The organism is Solwaraspora sp. WMMD792, assembly GCF_029626105.1.
GTDB lineage: Bacteria > Actinomycetota > Actinomycetes > Mycobacteriales > Micromonosporaceae > Micromonospora_E.
Window position 1 is genome coordinate 42457 of sequence record NZ_JARUBH010000009.1, and the last position, 17377, is coordinate 59833.

General features: G+C 71.8%; 16 protein-coding genes. 12 read left to right on the top strand and 4 right to left on the bottom strand.

Annotated elements, in window-relative coordinates:
- Complete coding sequence (locus O7629_RS01695) at positions 1 to 2058, bottom strand: serine/threonine-protein kinase (RefSeq protein ID WP_278167054.1); 2058 nt, start codon at positions 2056 to 2058, stop codon at positions 1 to 3.
- Positions 2059 to 2530: 472 nt separating this feature from the next.
- Here O7629_RS01695 and O7629_RS01700 point away from each other — a divergent pair, with 472 nt between their 5' ends.
- Complete coding sequence (locus O7629_RS01700; protein ID WP_278167056.1) at positions 2531 to 3790, top strand: amidohydrolase; 1260 nt, start codon at positions 2531 to 2533, stop codon at positions 3788 to 3790.
- An 8-nt stretch (positions 3791 to 3798) separates the two neighbouring features.
- On the opposite strand, the gene O7629_RS01705 is transcribed toward O7629_RS01700, so the two are convergent.
- Positions 3799 to 4962: a DUF4349 domain-containing protein gene (locus tag O7629_RS01705; RefSeq protein WP_278167058.1), complete on the bottom strand. Its 1164-nt coding sequence runs from the start codon at positions 4960 to 4962 to the stop codon at positions 3799 to 3801.
- Positions 4963 to 5089: 127 nt separating this feature from the next.
- On the opposite strand from O7629_RS01705, the gene O7629_RS01710 reads away from it, so the two are divergent.
- The 3 genes from O7629_RS01710 to O7629_RS01720 are packed head-to-tail and all read left to right on the top strand — an operon-like array spanning position 5090 to position 7558.
- The gene (locus tag O7629_RS01710; RefSeq protein WP_278167060.1) at positions 5090 to 5719 is read left to right on the top strand and encodes an MBL fold metallo-hydrolase; all 630 of its coding nucleotides are present in this window, start codon (positions 5090 to 5092) and stop codon (positions 5717 to 5719) included.
- An 11-nt stretch (positions 5720 to 5730) separates the two neighbouring features.
- On the top strand, positions 5731 to 6705 hold the full coding sequence (locus O7629_RS01715; RefSeq protein ID WP_278167061.1) for a hypothetical protein: 975 nt from the start codon (positions 5731 to 5733) through the stop codon (positions 6703 to 6705).
- Between the two features lie 55 nt (positions 6706 to 6760).
- Positions 6761 to 7558, top strand: coding sequence for a hypothetical protein (locus O7629_RS01720; RefSeq protein WP_278167062.1), 798 nt, complete (start codon positions 6761 to 6763; stop codon positions 7556 to 7558).
- Here the strand turns inward: O7629_RS01720 and O7629_RS01725 are convergent.
- Positions 7523 to 7978, bottom strand: coding sequence for a gamma-glutamylcyclotransferase family protein (locus tag O7629_RS01725; RefSeq protein WP_278167063.1), 456 nt, complete (start codon positions 7976 to 7978; stop codon positions 7523 to 7525). The two genes, O7629_RS01720 and O7629_RS01725, sit on opposite strands and share 36 nt — an antisense overlap.
- A gap of 133 nt (positions 7979 to 8111) precedes the next feature.
- Here O7629_RS01725 and O7629_RS01730 point away from each other — a divergent pair, with 133 nt between their 5' ends.
- The 8 genes from O7629_RS01730 (at position 8112) to O7629_RS01765 (ending at position 15826) form a co-directional block, all read left to right on the top strand.
- On the top strand, positions 8112 to 9515 hold the full coding sequence (locus O7629_RS01730; RefSeq protein WP_278167064.1) for an NAD(P)H-quinone dehydrogenase: 1404 nt from the start codon (positions 8112 to 8114) through the stop codon (positions 9513 to 9515).
- A 426-nt stretch (positions 9516 to 9941) separates the two neighbouring features.
- Positions 9942 to 11153 carry a helix-turn-helix transcriptional regulator gene (locus O7629_RS01735; RefSeq protein WP_278167065.1) on the top strand — a complete coding sequence of 404 codons (1212 nt, stop codon included), beginning with the start codon at positions 9942 to 9944 and terminating at the stop codon, positions 11151 to 11153.
- Between the two features lie 294 nt (positions 11154 to 11447).
- Entirely contained in the window at positions 11448 to 11621 is a 174-nt protein-coding gene (locus O7629_RS01740) for a hypothetical protein (protein ID WP_278167066.1), read from the top strand.
- Positions 11618 to 11881, top strand: coding sequence for a hypothetical protein (locus O7629_RS01745; RefSeq protein WP_278167067.1), 264 nt, complete (start codon positions 11618 to 11620; stop codon positions 11879 to 11881). Before O7629_RS01740 ends, O7629_RS01745 begins: the two co-directional genes overlap by 4 nt.
- Complete coding sequence (locus O7629_RS01750) at positions 11845 to 12075, top strand: hypothetical protein (RefSeq protein WP_278167068.1); 231 nt, start codon at positions 11845 to 11847, stop codon at positions 12073 to 12075. The genes O7629_RS01745 and O7629_RS01750 overlap by 37 nt, the downstream gene beginning before the upstream one ends.
- Before the next feature lie 306 nt (positions 12076 to 12381).
- Positions 12382 to 14019 (top strand): circularly permuted type 2 ATP-grasp protein, encoded by a 1638-nt coding sequence (locus O7629_RS01755; protein WP_278167069.1) that lies wholly within the window; start codon positions 12382 to 12384, stop codon positions 14017 to 14019.
- Positions 14013 to 14966 (top strand): alpha-E domain-containing protein, encoded by a 954-nt coding sequence (locus O7629_RS01760; protein ID WP_278167070.1) that lies wholly within the window; start codon positions 14013 to 14015, stop codon positions 14964 to 14966. The genes O7629_RS01755 and O7629_RS01760 overlap by 7 nt, the downstream gene beginning before the upstream one ends.
- Positions 14963 to 15826: a transglutaminase family protein gene (locus O7629_RS01765; RefSeq protein WP_278167071.1), complete on the top strand. Its 864-nt coding sequence runs from the start codon at positions 14963 to 14965 to the stop codon at positions 15824 to 15826. Before O7629_RS01760 ends, O7629_RS01765 begins: the two co-directional genes overlap by 4 nt.
- A 36-nt stretch (positions 15827 to 15862) precedes the next feature.
- Here the strand turns inward: O7629_RS01765 and O7629_RS01770 are convergent, their stop codons facing one another.
- On the bottom strand, positions 15863 to 17299 hold the full coding sequence (locus tag O7629_RS01770; protein ID WP_278167072.1) for a GuaB1 family IMP dehydrogenase-related protein: 1437 nt from the start codon (positions 17297 to 17299) through the stop codon (positions 15863 to 15865).
- Between the last annotated feature and the right edge of the window lie 78 nt (positions 17300 to 17377).

Here is a 17377-nt window from a genome sequence, read left to right on the forward strand (position 1 = left end):
TCAGCCGGCCTCGGCGAGCTGGAAGGTCCGGACCATCTCCTCGAAGACCGGCAGGCTCTCCTCGAACCGCGCGTCCGGGGTGGTGAGGAAGAACGAGTACGCCTTGCCGTTGGCCACGACCGCCCGCCACACGCCGTGCCGCTTGTTGTCGCCGTCACCGCAGGTGTACTCGAACTGGGCAGCCTGCCGACCGGCCAGCTCGATGTCGGTGGCCATGTCGAGCTGGGCGTACGGCCGGGCGCAGGACTGTGATTCCGGCCGCTTCAGGCCGTTCTCGGCGACCTCGGCCCAGCGCTGCACCGACGAACCGAACGGCTCGACCACGATGCGGACCTTCCGGCCCGCGTCGTCCGGGTCGGTGAAGTCGGTGTACAGCCCGCCACTGGCCTTCTCCCAGTTTTCCGGCACGTCGACGGTGACGCCGCGCTCGTTGACGGTCTTCGTCGGGATGGCCGGCGCGGGCTCCTCGGTGATCTGCGGCGCGGTCAGCGTCGGCTGCTGGGGATCGCCGGAGCCGCTGTTGAACAGCACGGTGGAGATCAGCAGGATCAGCAGGGTGGCACCGGCCGCCGCGCCGATCTGCACCTTCCGGTCCCAGCTCTTCACCTTCTCGACGGCGCTGCCGGTGCCCTGCCGGAGCCCGGCGATCGCCTTGTCCAGCATCGCCCCGGCGGTGGTGGCACCTCCCGGTGCCGGCCGACCGGCCGCCGGTTGATCCCAGCCCGGCTGCCCGTCGCTCCAGCTCGGCGCCGGCATCGCCCCGGTCGGGCTGAGCAGCGCGTCGCCCTGACTGTTCTGCTGGCCCTGGCCGCCTTGCTGGCCGTGACCGCTCTGCTGGCCTTGGCCGTGCCGGCCCGGCTGCTGCCCACGCGGACCGGGTACGCCGGCCTGGCTGATCGGCATCGCGGCGGTCGCTCCGGCCGCCGGCGAGGTCGGGTTGGCGTTGTCCAGCCCGGCGGCGGACCACTGCGCCGCGCTCGGCATCTGCCGGCCGGCCTTGCGCAGCTCGGCGAGGCGGTCGGTGAGCGACTCGTCCGGGCCGATCATCGCCCGGCCACCGATCTTGCCACTCGGCTGGGGCTGCGCCGGTGGCGCCGGTCGGGCCTGCTGCTGCCAACTGGGCGGTCGCTGCACCGAGACCACCGCGTACGGGTCGGTGACCAGGTTGGCCGGGGCCTTGCTGGCCAGCGGCCCGGCGAGCAGTTCGCGCAGCATGCTCCGGGCGGTCGGTACGTCGAAGCGTCGCGCCGGGTCCTTCTCCAGCAGGCCGAAGAGCACCTCGGTGAGCGGGCCGGAGCGCACCGGGACGGCGGGCGGGTCCTCGACGACGGCGTGCATGGTCTCGATCGGGTCGCCCTTGTCGAAGGGCGGGCGCCCCTCGACGGCGGTGTAGAGCGTGACGCCGAGGGAGAACAGATCGCTCGGCGGCCCGAAGTCCTGACCCATGGCCCGCTCGGGGGAGATGAAGTGCGGCGAGCCGAGCACCATCCCGGGCGTGGTGAGCTGGACGTCGGTGGGCATCCGGGCGACACCGAAATCGGTGAGTACGCAGCGACCGTCGGTGCAGATCAGCACGTTGGCCGGCTTGACGTCGCGGTGCAGCACGCCGATGGCGTGAGCGACCTCCAACGCGCCGAGCAGCGCGATGCCGATCTTGGCGACCGCGCGCTGGGCGACCGGGCCGTCCTCGATGACCATGTCGGCGAGGCTGCGGGCGTCCAGCAGCTCCATCACGATCCACGGTCGGCCACCCTCGGTGACCACGTCGTAGACCTGGACCACGGCGGGGTGTTGCAATGCGGCCGCCGCGCGGGCCTCCCGCAGGGTGCGTTCGTACATCGCGTCGCGGTCGCTGGGGGCCAGCCCTGGGGGGAGGACGACCTCCTTGACCGCCACGTCGCGTCGGAGCAGGGTGTCGGTGGCGCGCCAGACGGTGCCCATGCCACCGTGCCCGACCGCGGCACGCAGCGAGTACCGGCCACCGATGGTGGTGCCGGGTGCCGCCCGTGCGCTGGTAGAGCTGACTGGTCCGCCACTCCACGTCGGAATCTGAGTCACAGGAAATGCCGCCGAGAGAAATTGAGGGGCCGGGGAACCAACCCCTCTATCTTGCTGGGTCGCTCGGCGGAACGAAAGCTACGCGCCGAGGTTGGTGAGAAGTCCACTCTGTGTCGTTGTGTGGTAGCCCAATGTACACCGGATCGGACTCTAGGTGCGCAACCCGTCACGGTGTCGTTATCAGATGGCAGGCCCGGACCGGGGGGTGTCGCGACAGTCAGATATCTGTCAGTTTTTGGCCGAACCGGCAGCCGGGTCGCTGCGTGGCTCGTTACTCGGCGTAGGAGGTGTGGGACCCATGGCTGCCTACGATGGTGACATTCGGGGCGGACCGCAGTGGTCCGATCGCCTCTACCAGGCATTCCATGACAATACGCGATGCGGTCACTACCCGAATGACGTTGCGCAGCGTTACCGTCCCCGGTCTAGGCTGTCGGAGTCCCATCCCATCCACAGTGATCGAGAATCTGACGTGACGAGTGCGTTGACGTTGCCCACCGGCAGCGAGATGGCGTCGTCCTGGCCCGATCCACTGCCAGGTGCCCACCCCCTGCCGGCCGGGCTGGACCAGTTGCTCGATGTCCGCGGGCGGCAGTTGACCGCGATCCGGCGGCACCTGCACGCCCACCCGGAGCTGTCCGGCCACGAGTTCGAGACCGCCGCGTTCATCGCCAACCAGCTCACCAGGATGGGGCTCACCGCCCGGCTGTTGCCCAAGGGCAACGGCGTCATCTGCGACATCGACGCCGGCCCCGCCGACGGCCCGGTGGTCGCGCTGCGCGCCGACATCGACGCGCTGCCGCTGGCCGACGTCAAGGACGTGCCGTACCGGTCGACCGTGCCGGGCGTCTGCCACGCCTGCGGGCACGACGTGCACACGACTGTACTGCTCGGCGTGGCGATGCTGCTCGCCCAGCTCGCCGACCGCGGCGAACTGCGCCAGCGGGTCCGGCTGATCTTCCAACCGGCGGAGGAGATCCTGCCCTGCGGCTCGCTGGAGGTCATCGCGGCCGGCGGGCTCGAGGACGTCACCCAGATCTTCGCGCTGCACTGCGATCCGAACCTGCCGGTCGGCCGGGTCGGGCTGCGGGTCGGCCCGATCACCGCGGCGGCGGACAACATCAGCGTGCGGCTGACCGGGCCGGGCGGTCACACCGCCCGCCCGCACCTGACCGTCGACCTGGTCAACGCCCTGGGCCGGCTGGTCACCGAGGTGCCCGCGCTGGTCAACCGGCGGGTGCCGGCCAACGCCGGCCTGCTGCTGGTCTTCGGCCAGGCGTCCGCCGGCACCCAGTACAACGTGATCCCCAACGAGGCGAGCGCCGCCGGCACCCTGCGGGTGCTCGACCGGCCGACCTGGGACGCCGCACCGGACATCGTCACCCAGATCATCCGGGAAGTGGTCGCCCCGACCGGCGCGACGGTCGACATCGAGTACCTGCGCGGTCGACCACCGGTGATCAACGATGCCGCCGCGATCGGCGCGCTCACCGCCGCCACCGCAGCGGCCCTCGGCCCCGCCGCCGTCGCCGACACCCCGCAGAGCATGGGCGGCGAGGACTTCTCCTGGTACCTGGAGTACGTGCCGGGTGCCCTGGCCCGCCTCGGCGTCGGCCGCGCCGAGGCCGGCAGCGACCTGCACCGCGCCTCGTTCGACGTGGACGAGCGGGCGATCGCCGTCGGCGTCCGCCTGCTCGTCCACACCGTGCTGCAGCTGGCCGAGGCCGGCTGACCGGCGAATCAGCTGGCCGTCGGGTCGCCGCCGATCCGGCCGCCGACCGCGCGGTCACCGTCCGCGTCGTTGCCGTCCGCGCTGTTGCCATCCGTGCTGTCGTCGTCACGTCGCGGTGCTGGCACCGGGCCGCCGGCCGCCGCTGCCGCCGGTGCGCCGCCGGCCGGCGCGGTGGCGGCCGGGACCGGCCGGGACCGGCCCCGCTTCGTTCGGATCAGCCAGAACACCCCGAACGCGGGTACGCCGAGAGCGATCAGCCACGGCAGCAGCGCGCCGAGCACGGTGACCAGTACCTGCATGGATCCGACGAATGCCCGCCAACCGGCCCCCAGCCCGGCCAGGAAACCCAGCTCCGACTCATCGTCGACCGGTGGCGTCGCGTCCGGGCCGACCAGCTCGACGGTGATCCGCGACAGTGTCACCAGGTCGTCCAGGCCACGTTTGCGGGCCTCCAGCGACGCCAGGTCCGCCTCCCGTTTGGCCAGCTCCGACTCCAGCATCACCAGGTCGGCCAGGGTCTCCGCCTCGGCCAGCAGGGCCCGCCCGCTGCGCACCCGGGCCTGCTGGGTGGTGATCCGGGCGTCCAGGTCGAGCACCTCCTCGGTGACGTCCTGGGTGGTCAACTCCCGGCTGATCTCCTCGCCGAGGCGGGACAGCCGGTCGACGACCTGGTCGAACTGCTCCGCCGGCACCCGTAGCTCCAGCGTGGCCCGGCCGTACGACTCGTACTCGGAGCGCTGGTCGCGCCCGACGAACCCGCCGACCGAGGTGGCGATCGTCGCCGCCTCACCGGCCTTCGCCGGCACGTCGGTCACCCGCACGGTGATCGACCCGGAGTAGATGATCGACCGGTTACCCACCGCCAGGTCGACCGGCGAGGTCCCGTCCGGCCGGTCAACCTGGCCGCCCCGCTCGCCACCGCCGGCCGCGTCCGCACCGGCCGCCTCCTCGCCGCCCGCGTCGTCCCCGCCGGTCAGCCCGCCGTCGCCCGGGGCACCACCCTCCGGCGCCGGCTCGGCCCGCTGCGGCATGTCGGCGGTGCTGCTGACACCGGAGTCATCCGACCCCGAGCAGCCGGTCAGGATCAGCAGGGCGGCGAGCAGGGCAGCCGTACCGGTCGACGCGCCGCGCCGGCCAGGTAGGCGCCACCGGCCTCGTCTTGCGTTGTTCATAGTCAAGGGGTGCTCCTCGGAATCGTCATACGCTTTCACCAGGTGTCGTTCAGACGCGCGGCGCGAGCCGGCTGGTTCCGGCAGACTGCGAGGCGGCAGATCACGATTCGGCTCACAGGGGGTCACGGTGCGACTGACCAAGTTCGGGCATTCCTGCGTACGGGTGGAACACGACGGCGCGGTACTGGTGATCGACCCGGGCGCGTTCAGCGAGCCGGCCGCGCTCGACGGCGTAGACGCGGTCCTCGTCACCCACGAGCACTTCGACCACCTCGACGTCGGCCAGTTGACCGACGCGCTCGCCCGACGACCCTCGGTGACCATCCACACTCATCCCTCGGTGGTGTCCAAGCTGGGCGATCTCGGCGAGGTGGCGACCGCCGTCGAGTCCGGGGAGCGCTTCGAGGCCGCCGGCATCCCGGTCCGGGCGTACGGGGGATGGCACGCCGAGATCCACCCCGACCTGCCCCGGGTGCCCAACCTCGGCTTCCTGATCGCCGACTCGGTCTACCATCCGGGTGACTCGTTCGACGTGCCGACCGACGCCGAGGTGGACACCCTGTTCGTGCCGGTCTCCGCGCCCTGGCTGAAGCTCTCCGAGGCGGTCGAGTTCGTCCGCGCGGTGGCCCCGCGCCGGGCGCTCGCCCTGCACGACGGGCTGCTCAACGACGCCGGGCACAAGGTCACCGACGGCAACATGACCAAGCTGGCCGGCTGCGACTACGCCCGGCTGCCGGCCGGCACCTCGGTACGCTGAGCCGGGCCGCCGTGACCGGCAGCGCAGTGCCCGCCGAGGTGGTGCGACAGCTGTACGCGGTACCGCCCGTGCGGTTCGTCGCGGCCCGTGCCGAGGCCGTCTCGGCCGCCCGGGGCAGAGACCCGGACACCGCCCGGGCCATCGGCAAGCTCCGCAAACCGACAGTGGCCGCCTGGCTGGTCAACCTGCTCGCGCTGCGCCGCGCCGACCTGCTCGACGGCCTGGTGGAGCTGTCCGGGCAGTTGCGCGCCGCCCAGCGGGAGCTGCGGGGTCCCGCCCTGCGGGAGCTGTCGACCCGGCGGCGGGCGTTGGTCGACGGGCTGGTGGCCGAGTGCCGGGAGCTGGCTGTCGCGGAGGACCCGGCGGTGGCGTCGACGAAGCTGCCGTTGGGCGAGGTCGAGGCGACCCTGTCCGCCGCCCTCGCCGACGAGGAGATCGCCGCCCAGGTGCGGTCCGGCCGGCTGGTCCGTGCGGTCGACTACGCCGGTTTCGGTGAGGTCCCGCGGCCCCGGTTGCGGCTGGTCGGCCCGGACGACGAGGTGGTTGTCGCCGATCAGCCGACCCGGGCGGCCGAGCCCGCGCGGGCGGCCGATTCCGCGCGGTCGGCGGACTCTTCGCAGACGGCGGATTCTTCGCGGGCGGCGCAGCGGGAGCGCGAGCGGGCGGCGGACAAGGCTGCTCGCGCGCTGGCCGCCCGCCGGCAGCGGTTGGTCGACGAGCTGGACAAAGCCGAGGCCGGCCAGCGGGCCGCCCGCGCCGAACTCGACCGTGCCGTCGCCGCCGAGCAGGCCGCGGCCGACGCCGTCGCCGAGGCGCAGCGTCAACTGGCCGAATGGGAACGGCGACGCTCAGCAGCCGAGCGGGAGCATGTCCGTCGTAAGGTGGCGCGCAAGACTGCGGAACGGGCAGCCGTCGCCGCCCGACGGTACGCCGGCGACGTGGCAGCCGCGCTGGAGGACCTGCCCGGGCCGCAGACCGACCGCTGACCGGAAAGTCGGTGGCGGTGACCGGCCGGGCGGGTGGGCGAAAGGCGATGACGCGGTGATTCCCGATCAGGCGGCCGGCGCGTGCCGGCGCAGCCTGCACGAGTTGAGTACGGCCTACCAGGAGTGCCCGCGCACGTTGAGCCGGGCGCGCCAACTGGGGCTCAGCGGCTGGGCGTTCCACATCGCCGGCCGGGCCGGGGTGCTCGGCGGCGTACCGGCCGAAACGGTCGCGGCCGTGCTCGGGTTCATCGCCGCCGACGCGGTGGCCGACGGCTGGCAGGCCGCCAGCGCGGTGACCGACCCGTCCGAGGTGGCGACGGTGAGCATGGCCGAATGCTGCCGGTGGGGTGTCGAGCAGCTCGGCGACTGCCCGCAGGTGGACCGGCTGGTCGAGCTGGCCGAGGCGGTGGTGGGGGCGGCGGACGCAACCGCGATGCCGCTGTTCGCCGCCTGGCGGGCGATGTCCCGGCCGGACGACACGGCCGGGGCGCGGGCCGCCGTCGCGGTGCGGCTGCTCGCCGAGCACCGCTCCGGGGCACACCTGATGGCGGTACGGGTGGCCGGGCTGACGCCGGTGGAGGCGCTGCTGGGCGGCCCGGACGGGACGAAGGCCGCGGTTGCGGCCGGGTGGTCGCCGCCGTGGCCGCCGGTCGGCCCGCTGATCCGCCGCCGGTTGTGGGCGGACCGGGTGACCAACCGGATCACCGGTCAGGCGTTCGCCGCGCTGCGCGCGGAGCACCGGCGTGAACTCGTCGAGTTGCTGCACGCTGCGCTGTCCCACGTACGGCCGGCGACCGGTCGGCCGGTGGAAGGCAGGTCAGGCGGTGGCGGTACGGGTGGGTCGCTTCCGTAGCTCGGCGACGTAGTCGTCCGGCGCGCCGGCCTTCTCGGCGGCATTGGCGATCTCCGACAGGTACCAGGCGGTGGGCAGCCCGCCCTCGTACCCGTCGAAGACGTAGACCCAGGCGGTGACCGCACCGTCCAGGGTGACCGCCCGGACGGTCAGCCGCCGGTAGGTGCCGGACAACGCGCCCTCGACCTCGTCGAGCTGCGCGGCGTCCCACGGGTGCACGTCGTAGAGTGCGACGAAGACCCGGTCGCCGGGCGACTCCACGATGGTGGTGACCGCTCCCTCCCAGCCGATCACCCCCTCACCGGCGAAGGTGAGCCGCCAGCCTTCCAGCCAGCCGGTGCCCACCATCGGCGAATGCGGACAGTAAGCACGCATCCGAGCAGGGTCGAGGTTTGAGCCATACGCGGCGTAGTGACGCACGGCGATGACGATAGCCCGGCAGAGGGGTGGGGGAGAATACGAGTGAGCGTGTCGCGTGTCGGGCAACCGGTCGGCGGCCGTAGTCAGCCGGGTGGTTCGTCAGCATAAGTTCAAGTTTGGGGAGAGAGTCGTTTTGAAGCGGATAGTGATAATCGGCGGTGGCCCGGCCGGCTACGAGGCGGCGTTGGTCGCGGCGCAGCTGCGGGCTGACGTCACGGTGGTCGAGGCGGACGGGGCGGGCGGCGCCTGCGTACTGTCCGACTGCGTCCCGTCCAAGACCTTCATCGCCAGCTCAGAGGTGGTCACCGGGTACCGGGACACCGAGGAGTTCGGCATCGACTCCGACGGGCTGGACGCGGTCACCGTCGACGCGACCGCGGTGCACGCCCGGGTCAAGCGGCTCGCGCTGGCCCAGTCGGCCGACGTGCACAGCAAACTCGTCAAAGCTGGTGTGACATTCGTCGCCGGCAGCGCCCGACTCGGTGAGGACACGCTCGGTCACACCCACCGGGTACTCGTCAGCCCCGACAACGGTGACGCTGAGTACCCGATCGAGGCGTCGACCGTACTGGTCGCCACCGGCGCCACGCCCCGGCAGCTGCCCACCGCCGTGCCCGACGGCGAACGCATCCTGACCTGGCGGCAGGTGTACGACCTGCCGGCCCTGCCCGAGCACCTGGTGGTGGTCGGCTCCGGGGTGACCGGTGCCGAGTTCGCCAGCGCGTACCTGGCGATGGGGGTGCCGGTGACCCTCGTCTCCAGCCGGGACCGGGTGATGCCGCACGAGGACGCCGACGCGGCGATGGCGATCGAGCAGGTGTTCCGGGCCCGGGGCATGACGATTCTGAACAACTCGCGCGCCGACGCGGTCACCCGGGTCGGCGACGGCGTCGAGGTGCGGCTCAGCGACGGCCGTACGGTGACCGCCTCGCACGCGTTGATCGCGGTCGGCTCGGTGCCGAACACGGCGGACCTGGGGCTCGCCGAGTACGGGGTGACCGTCGCGGACAGTGGGCACGTGCCGGTGGACCGGGTGTCGCGTACCAATGTGCCGGGCATCTACGCGGCCGGCGACTGCACCGGCGTGCTGCCGCTGGCCAGCGTCGCGGCGATGCAGGGCCGGATCGCGATGTGGCACGCGCTCGGCGAGGCGGTGGTGCCGCTGCGGCTGCGTACCGTCGCGGCGAACGTTTTCACCGATCCGGAGCTGGCCACCGTCGGGGTGTCCCAGGACGAGGTGGACGACGGGCGGGTGCAGGCCCGGCAGGTGATGCTGCCGCTGGCCGGCAACGCCCGGGCGAAGATGGCCGACCTGCGGGACGGCTTCGTCAAGCTGTTCTGCCGCCCGGCCAGCGGGCAGATCATCGGCGGGGTGGTGGTGGCCCCCAAGGCCAGCGAGTTGATCATGCCGATCACCGTCGCGGTGGAGAACCACATGACGGTGAGCCAGTTGGCGCACACAATCACAATTTATCCTTCGTTGTCCGGATCAATCGCTGAAGCCGCACGTCAGCTCATGTGGCATGACGAAGAGTGATTGATTAGGAACTTTCGGGGGCGGCGCGGATCGGCCAGGAAGGCGTACGGTTGACACGGCAACATCTGCTACCCCCGGATCCCCCGTTCCCGGCGGTCGCGGACGACGCCCGGGCTGCCGGCAGGTCCCGTGCCGGCAGCCCGCCTCCGCTTCGCGGTGCTGGTCGAACTGGCGAGGGCGAGCCTGCGTCGCGTGGCCATATGCCGAGGGAACCCACATTGTTGTCTCGGGCCCGTTTTGACGACAATGACGGTTCCCTCGACGGCCCGAATCAACTGGCGAGCACGCAGACGAGACGGTGGGGCCGGTGTGCAGGCCGACCCCTGCCGAGCAGCGTAGCGGCGGTGGTCGGTCCGGCGTACCGTCGCGATGAGAGCGCTGGTCGGTGCGGTCGCCAGCCATCAACCCTCGTGCGGGAGGGCGACGATGAACATCGGGGAGGCTCTGGCTCGGAAGCGTCGACGGGCTGGATTCACTCAGGAGGGCCTCGCGGAACGGAGCGGCGTCAGCACCTCCGTGATTCGCAAGCTGGAACGCGGCGACCGGGACTCCGCCTCGCTTCCGACCCTGCGCCGCCTCGCCGCCGCACTCGGTGTGACCACAGTCGACCTGTTCCACCCCGGACCGGTCCAGATGCAACCGCCGACCGACGACCGTGACGAGCTCTACCAGATCCGCCGAATGTTGCAGCCAGCCAGAACTGCCACCGGTGACCTGGTTGCCCTGGCAGACGATGCTCCGCCGAGCCTCGACGATGTCGTTGATTCCGTGCGCGAGATCAACGGCATGTTCCGAGACAGCGACTACGCCGGTGCTGTGGCGGCACTTCCCATGGCCATCAGTCATGCCCGCACTGGTGTGGCCGAGGCTGATGAACAGCAGAAGCACAGCATGTGGGGCCAGCTTGCGCAGGTCTACCAGACCGGCGCTCTGGTGCTGACCCAGCTGCGGAAGGACGATCTCGCCTATCACGCGCTCGGGCTGGCGATGGACGCTGGCCGCCGCGCTGGCGACGATGTCCTGACAGCCTCCGTCGTGTGCAGCGAGGGGTGGCTACTGACCCGCCAGGCTCGGTTCGACGACGCCGAACGCGCCGCGCTCGACACTGCGGAACAGATCGAACCGAGTCTGACGAAGTCACCGGCGAGCCAGGTCGCGGTGTGGGGGTGGCTGAACCTCGGTGCGGCGGCTGCCGCCACCCGCAACAACCGGATGGATGTGGCCGCAGACGCCCTTCGCCGTGCGCACGCGGCCGCGCACGTCGCCGCTGGTTACATCTCGCCGCACGTCGCGCACTGGACCACGTTCGCGCCGGCGGTTGTGGCCATGCGTGAGGTCGAGCTGGCGATGGTGACCGGGGACGCCGGCCGCGCGACCCGGGTTGCGCGCACCGTTCCACCAGGTGCGCGGCCGGCCGTGACGTATCAGCGGTTCCGCTTGGACGTCGCCGCTGCCGCGATCGATCGCCGTGACCGGGACGAGGCTTTGGCGATTCTCCTGCAACTGCGTGAAACGGCGCCGGAGTGGCTGCGCTATCAGCGGTACGCCCATCGCCTGACTGATCGTCTGCTGCATGCCAACTCCAGAACTGTGCCGCGCAAACTGCGCGACCTAGCGGACTTCCTGGACATCACCTGACCAGGACCGCTGCCCCGTAACGGGTCAGTTCACGTTTGAGCGTCCGTCGAATTGTCCCTTCCTGTACATGTCGCTACTGGTCGTGCGGTGACAGTGTGTGTGGAGCGCATCCATGCGTGGTCCGAGAGGTAGGTGGGGCCGGTCCGCGCAGCGCCCGTACGGCCCGGTCCTGCCCGGTACCCCGCGAATGCCCTCGCGTGGGATCCGCGGGGCCGGGCCCCAGATCGGCGGCGGTCTGGCCGGGTCCCCCCGTGCCCGCTGGGCCGCCGCCCCCGCTGACAGAGGAGCGCGAAGATGATCGGCAAGTGGTTTCTCCGGGTCGACGCCGTGGTCGACGTCGTCCGTCCGGTGCCCGGCCGTCGCCGGTACGCCGACCAGCCGACCCGGCCCGGGACCGGTCGGCCGGCGACCCGTACCGACCGAGCTGACCGGCGGGGCGGCAACGGCGGCCGGTACTACCTGTCGTGACCGGCCGACCCGGGCCGGTGCACACTCCGCAACGCCCGGCGTGGACGTGCGCGGTCTGCCCGGTGGACACCCCGTGGCCGTGTCCACCGGCCCGTGTTCAGCTGGCCGAGGCGTACGCCGGTGAGCCGCTCGCGTTGTCGGTCGACCTCGGCGGGATGCTGCCGCTCGCCGCCGCCGAGGCGGGTATCACCGATCCGCGCGAACTGTACGAGCGGTTCGTGGCATGGACCTGGATCGACTCGGCGAGGGCCGGTCGGTGACCGCGATGGACGACGGGCCGGTCACCGACCGGGACCTCGACGAGGCGGCGGCGAGCGCGGTGCAGGCCCACGACGCCGGCCGCCGCTGCCACACCGGCTGCCCCGGCACCACCGACTGCCGGCAGTTGTCGTGGGCGCGTACCCGCCGGGCCGCTGCCGACTACCGCCACACCCATGGTGCTTTTCAAGGCTGATGCCACAGGTGCATCAAGATGCACCTGTGGCATCAAGGTCAGTCGGACACCCCGACCAGACGAGGCAACGCCATGTAACTCGTTGGTTCCCGGAGCCAGCTGCGGGCACCGGAATCGCGCGGGACCGGCGGCCCGTTCCCTCACCGGGCGTCCGGTCGCGTTACTCGTACGCAACGAGCCCGGCGTACCGTGCGGGGACCGTGAAGATGCAGGCTGCCGCGCTCCATGGTGTGATGCAGGCAGGTGTGATAACCATCGGGGACAGGGAGCGGACCGCAGTCGTCGGATGAAGGGCGGGGCTGGCCGATGGCCGATCTGTTCGAGGACTACCACCTCGGCCCCGGCTGGGACGAGATGTTCGGCGAGCCGGGCATGCCCCGCCATACCTACGAGGCGTTGCACGCCACCCTGCAGCCCTTGTCCAGCGCCGAGCTGGAGGTACGGGCCGACGTCCTCGCCCGGGCCTTTCTTGACCAGGGCATCACCTTCGCGCTCAAGGGCGTCGAGCGGCCGTTCCCGCTGGACATCGTGCCCCGGATCATCGCCGCCGACCAGTGGCGCACCGTGTCGGCCGGCGTCGCCCAGCGGGTACGCGCGTTGGAGGCGTTCCTCGCCGACATCTACGGCCCGGCCCGGGTGCTCGCAGACGGCGTGGTGCCCCGCCGGCTGGTGGTGACCAGCGCCCACTTCCACCGGGAGGCGGCCGGCATCGTGCCGCACAACGGGGTGCGCATCCACGTCGCCGGAGTCGACCTGATCCGTGACGAGCAGGGCACCTTCCGGGTCCTGGAGGACAACGTACGGGTGCCGTCCGGGGTCAGCTACGTGATGGAGAACCGGCGGGCGATGGCCCACGTACTGCCGGAGGTCTTCGCCTCGACCCGGATCCAGCCGGTGGAGTCCTACCCGGCGCAACTGCTGCGGGCGCTGCGGGCCGCCGCACCGGCCGGCGTCGTCGACCCGACGGTGGTGGTGCTCACCCCCGGGGTGCACAACTCGGCCTACTTCGAGCACGCGCTGCTGGCCCGGGAGATGGGCGTCGAGCTGGTCGAGGGGCGCGATCTGGTCTGCGTCGGCAACGAGGTGGCGATGCGTACCACCGGCGGCGAGCAGCGGGTCGATGTGATCTACCGGCGGATCGACGACGACTTCCTCGACCCGGTGCACTTCCGGGCCGACTCGGTGCTCGGCGTCGCCGGGCTGCTCAACGCGGCCCGCGCCGGCCGGGTCACCATCGCCAACGCGGTCGGCAACGGCGTCGCCGACGACAAGCTGCTCTACACGTACGTGCCGGAGCTGATCCGCTACTACCTGGCCGAGGAACCGATCCTGCCGAACGTCGAGACGTACCGCCTCGATGACGGCCCGGACGTGCTCGACCACGTCCTCGACCGGCTCGATCAGCTGGTGCTCAAGCCGGTCGACGGCTCCGGTGGCGCCGGCATCGTGATCGGCTCGCAGGCCAGTGACGAGCAGCTGGCTCAGGTCCGCGAGCGGATCCTGATCGACCCCCGCGGCTGGATCGCCCAGCGCGAGGTGGCCCTGTCGATGGTGCCGACGCTGATCGGTAACCGGCTGCGGGCCAGGCATGTCGATCTGCGTCCGTTCGCGGTCAACGACGGCGACCGGGTCTGGGTGCTGCCCGGTGGCCTGACCCGGGTGGCGTTGCCCGAAGGCGCCCTGGTGGTCAACTCCAGCCAGGGCGGTGGCTCCAAGGACACCTGGGTGCTGGCGTCGCCGACCGCAACGCCGCACCCGGACGACGCGCCGGTGCTCGCCGACCTGACCGTCGGGGGTGTCGACCAGTCGCCGGCCGCGCCGACCCCGGACCCCGGCCCCGGCATCGCCGAGACCTCCGCCCGACAGCAACAGCAGCAACAACAACAGCAACAACAACAGCAGGAACAAGGACCACAGGTACGCGGGGAGGGTGGTCGATGCTGAGCAGGATCGCCGAGTCGCTCTACTGGATCGGCCGGTACGTGGAGCGGGCCGAGGACACCTCCCGCATCCTCGACGTACACCTGCACCGGATCATCTCCGATCCGTGGGTGGCCGAGGAGACCGCCTGCCGGTCGCTGCTCGGCGTGATGGGCGTCGACGTCGATGACCAGCCGGTGTCGTCGGCGCGGCTGGTCGGCCTGCTCGGTCTCGACGGACGTAACGCCAGCTCGGTCGTCGGGTCGCTGGCCGCCGCCCGGGAGAACGCCCGTGGTGCCCGGGAGACGATCTCATCGGAGATGTGGGAGTGCCTCAACGCCACCTGGCACGGGCTGCCCGACGCCCGTCGTCGGGTCGAGCAGCAGGGGGTGCACGCATTTTTCCGCTGGACCCGGGAACGCTGCGCATTGATGGCAGGGCTCACCGACGCCACCATGAGCCGCGACGAGGGCTGGCTGTTCCTGGTGCTCGGCCGCAACATCGAACGGGTCGACATGACCGCCCGGCTGCTCTCCACCCACGTGCGGGCCGGCGGCAGCATCCCGTCCTGGCTGACCCTGCTGCGCTCCTGCGGTGCCTGGGAGACCTTCCTGCGCACCTACCGTGGCTCCCTGGACGACCAGCACGCCGCCGAGTTCCTGCTGCTGGACCGGCTCTTCCCCCGGTCGGTGTTCGCCGCATTGACCGCCGCCGAGTCGTGCCTGGCGGAGCTGGAGCGGACCGCCGGCTCCGGGGCGACCGGCCGGTCCGGGGCGGTCACCGACGCGCAGCGGATCATCGGGCGGGCCCGGACCAACCTGGAGTTCCGCGGCGCCGACGAACTCCTCACCGACCTGGCCGCCGTACTGGCCAGCCTGGAGCGCACCTGTTCGCACCTCAACGAGGCGGTGTCCCGGCGGTACTTCCGGCAGACCGCGGCGGTGCTCTGGCTCCCGGAGGCGGTGGCGTGAGCGTGCACTCCTGGCGGCTGAAGGTGGAGCACCGCACCGGGTTCAGCTACGCCGGTCCGGTCGGGTCGTCGTACAACGAGGCCCGGATGTCGCCGCGCAACGAGGCCCGCCAGGCGGTGCTGGAGGCCCGCGTCGAGGTCTTCCCGCCGGCCCGCACCTACCGGTACGAGGACTACTGGGGCACCGGGGTGACCGCCTTCGACGTGCACTCCCCGCACGACGCGCTGGAGGTCGCCGCGATCTCCACGGTGGAGACCCTGCCGCCGGGTGACCTGCTCGACGCGGCAGACTCGGCCGGCTGGACCGATCTCGCCCGACCGGAGCAGGTGGACCAGTGGCACGAGTTCCTGCTGCCCACTCCGCGTACCGCCGTGGACGAGGAGCTGACCGGGTTGGCCGAGTCGGTGCGGGCCGCCCACCCGACCCCGCACGCCGCCGCGTTGGCTGTCTGCGAGCAGGTCCGTGAGCAGGTCGCCTACACCACCGGTTCGACCGGGGTGCAGACCGACGCGGTGCACGCCTGGCGGCAACGCAAAGGTGTCTGCCAGGACATCAGCCACCTGGTGGTCGGGCTGCTGCGGGTCGTCGGCACGCCGGCCCGGTACGTCTCCGGCTACCTGCACCCCAGCCCGGACGCGGCGATCGGTGAACGGGTCGTCGGGCAGAGCCACGCCTGGGTGGAGTGGTGGGCCGGCCGGTGGACGGCGTTCGACCCGACCAACGGGATCCCGGTCGGCGAGCGGCACGTGGTGGTCGGCCGGGGCCGGGAGTACGGCGACGTGCCCCCGCTCAAAGGGGTGTACGCCGGCCCGGCGAACACCGGTCAGGGCGTCGAGGTGGCGATCACCCGGCTTCGCTGAACCGGCCCGCTGCCGAGCCCGACCGCCGTACTACGGTCACCAGCTGCCGGCTACCGGCAGTCCTTCCGTGTAGCCGGCGGTGCTCTGCACCCCGACGACCGCCCGGTCGTGGAACTCGGCCAGGGTCGCCGCCCCGACGTAGGTGCAGGCACTGCGTACCCCGGCGACGATCTCGTCGATCAGGTCCTCGACGCCGGGCCGGGCCGGGTCGAGGAACATCCGCGCCGACGAGATCCCTTCCTCGAAGACCGCCTTGCGGGCCCGCTCGAACGGGCTGTCGTCGGCGGTGCGGGCGCTGACCGCCCGAGCCGACGCCATGCCGAAACTTTCCTTGTAGCGGCGGCCGTCCGGGTCGGTGTACATGTCGCCGGGCGACTCGTAGGTGCCGGCGAACCAGGACCCGATCATCACGTTGGCCGCACCGGCGGCCAGGGCGAGCGCCACGTCGCGCGGGTGCCGCACCCCGCCGTCGGCCCAGACGTGCTGCCCGCGTCGGCGGGCCGCCGCCGCGCATTCCAGTACGGCGGAGAACTGCGGTCGGCCGACCCCGGTCATCATCCGGGTGGTGCACATCGCGCCCGGTCCGACGCCGACCTTGACGATGTCGGCACCGGCGTCGATCAGGTCGTCGACCCCGGCGGCGGTGACCACGTTGCCGGCCACCACCGGCACCGCCGGGTCCAGTTTGCGCACCGCGCGTACCGCGGCCAGCATCCGTTCCTGATGGCCGTGCGCGGTGTCCACCACGATGGTGTCCACCCCGGCGGCGAGCAGCGCGGTGGCCTTGCCGGTGACGTCGCCGTTGATGCCCACGGCGGCGGCCACCCGCAACCGGCCGGCGGCGTCGACTGCCGGCCGGTACAGGGTGGCGCGCAGCGCGCCGGCCCGGGTCAGCACCCCGACCAGCCGACCGGCGTCGTCGACCACCGGTGCGGCCCGCCGCCGGCCCTGCGCCATCAGGTCGAATCCGGTACGCGGGTCGGTGGTCTCCGGCACGGTCAACGGCTCGCGTGACATCACGTCGTGTAGCTGGGCGAAGCGGTCGACGCCGGCGCAGTCGGACTCGGTGACGATGCCGACCGGACGCCCGGCCTCGACCACGATCACCGCGCCGTGGGACCGCTTGGGTAGCAGATGGATCGCGTCGCCGACGGTGTCGGTGGGAGCCAGGGTCAACGCCGTGTCGTGCACCAGGTGCCGTCGCTTGACCCAGGCGACCACCTCGGCGATCACCTCGATCGGGATGTCCTGCGGGATCACCGCCAGGCCGCCCCGCCGGGCGACGGTCTCGGCCATCCGCCGGCCGGCCACCGCGGTCATGTTGGCGGCGACGATCGGGACGGTGGTGCCGGTGCCGTCCGTGGTGGCCAGATCGACGTCGAGGCGGGACGCCACGTCGGAACGGTTGGGCACCAGGAAGACGTCGTTGTAGGTGAGCTCGTGCCCGCCGGGCACGTCGGAAGTGAACCGCACCCGGCCATCATGCCCTCCCGGGCGGCCCGGCGCGGCGGTTCCGGAGCCGATCGCGAGCACAGCAGGTCCAGGTCATGC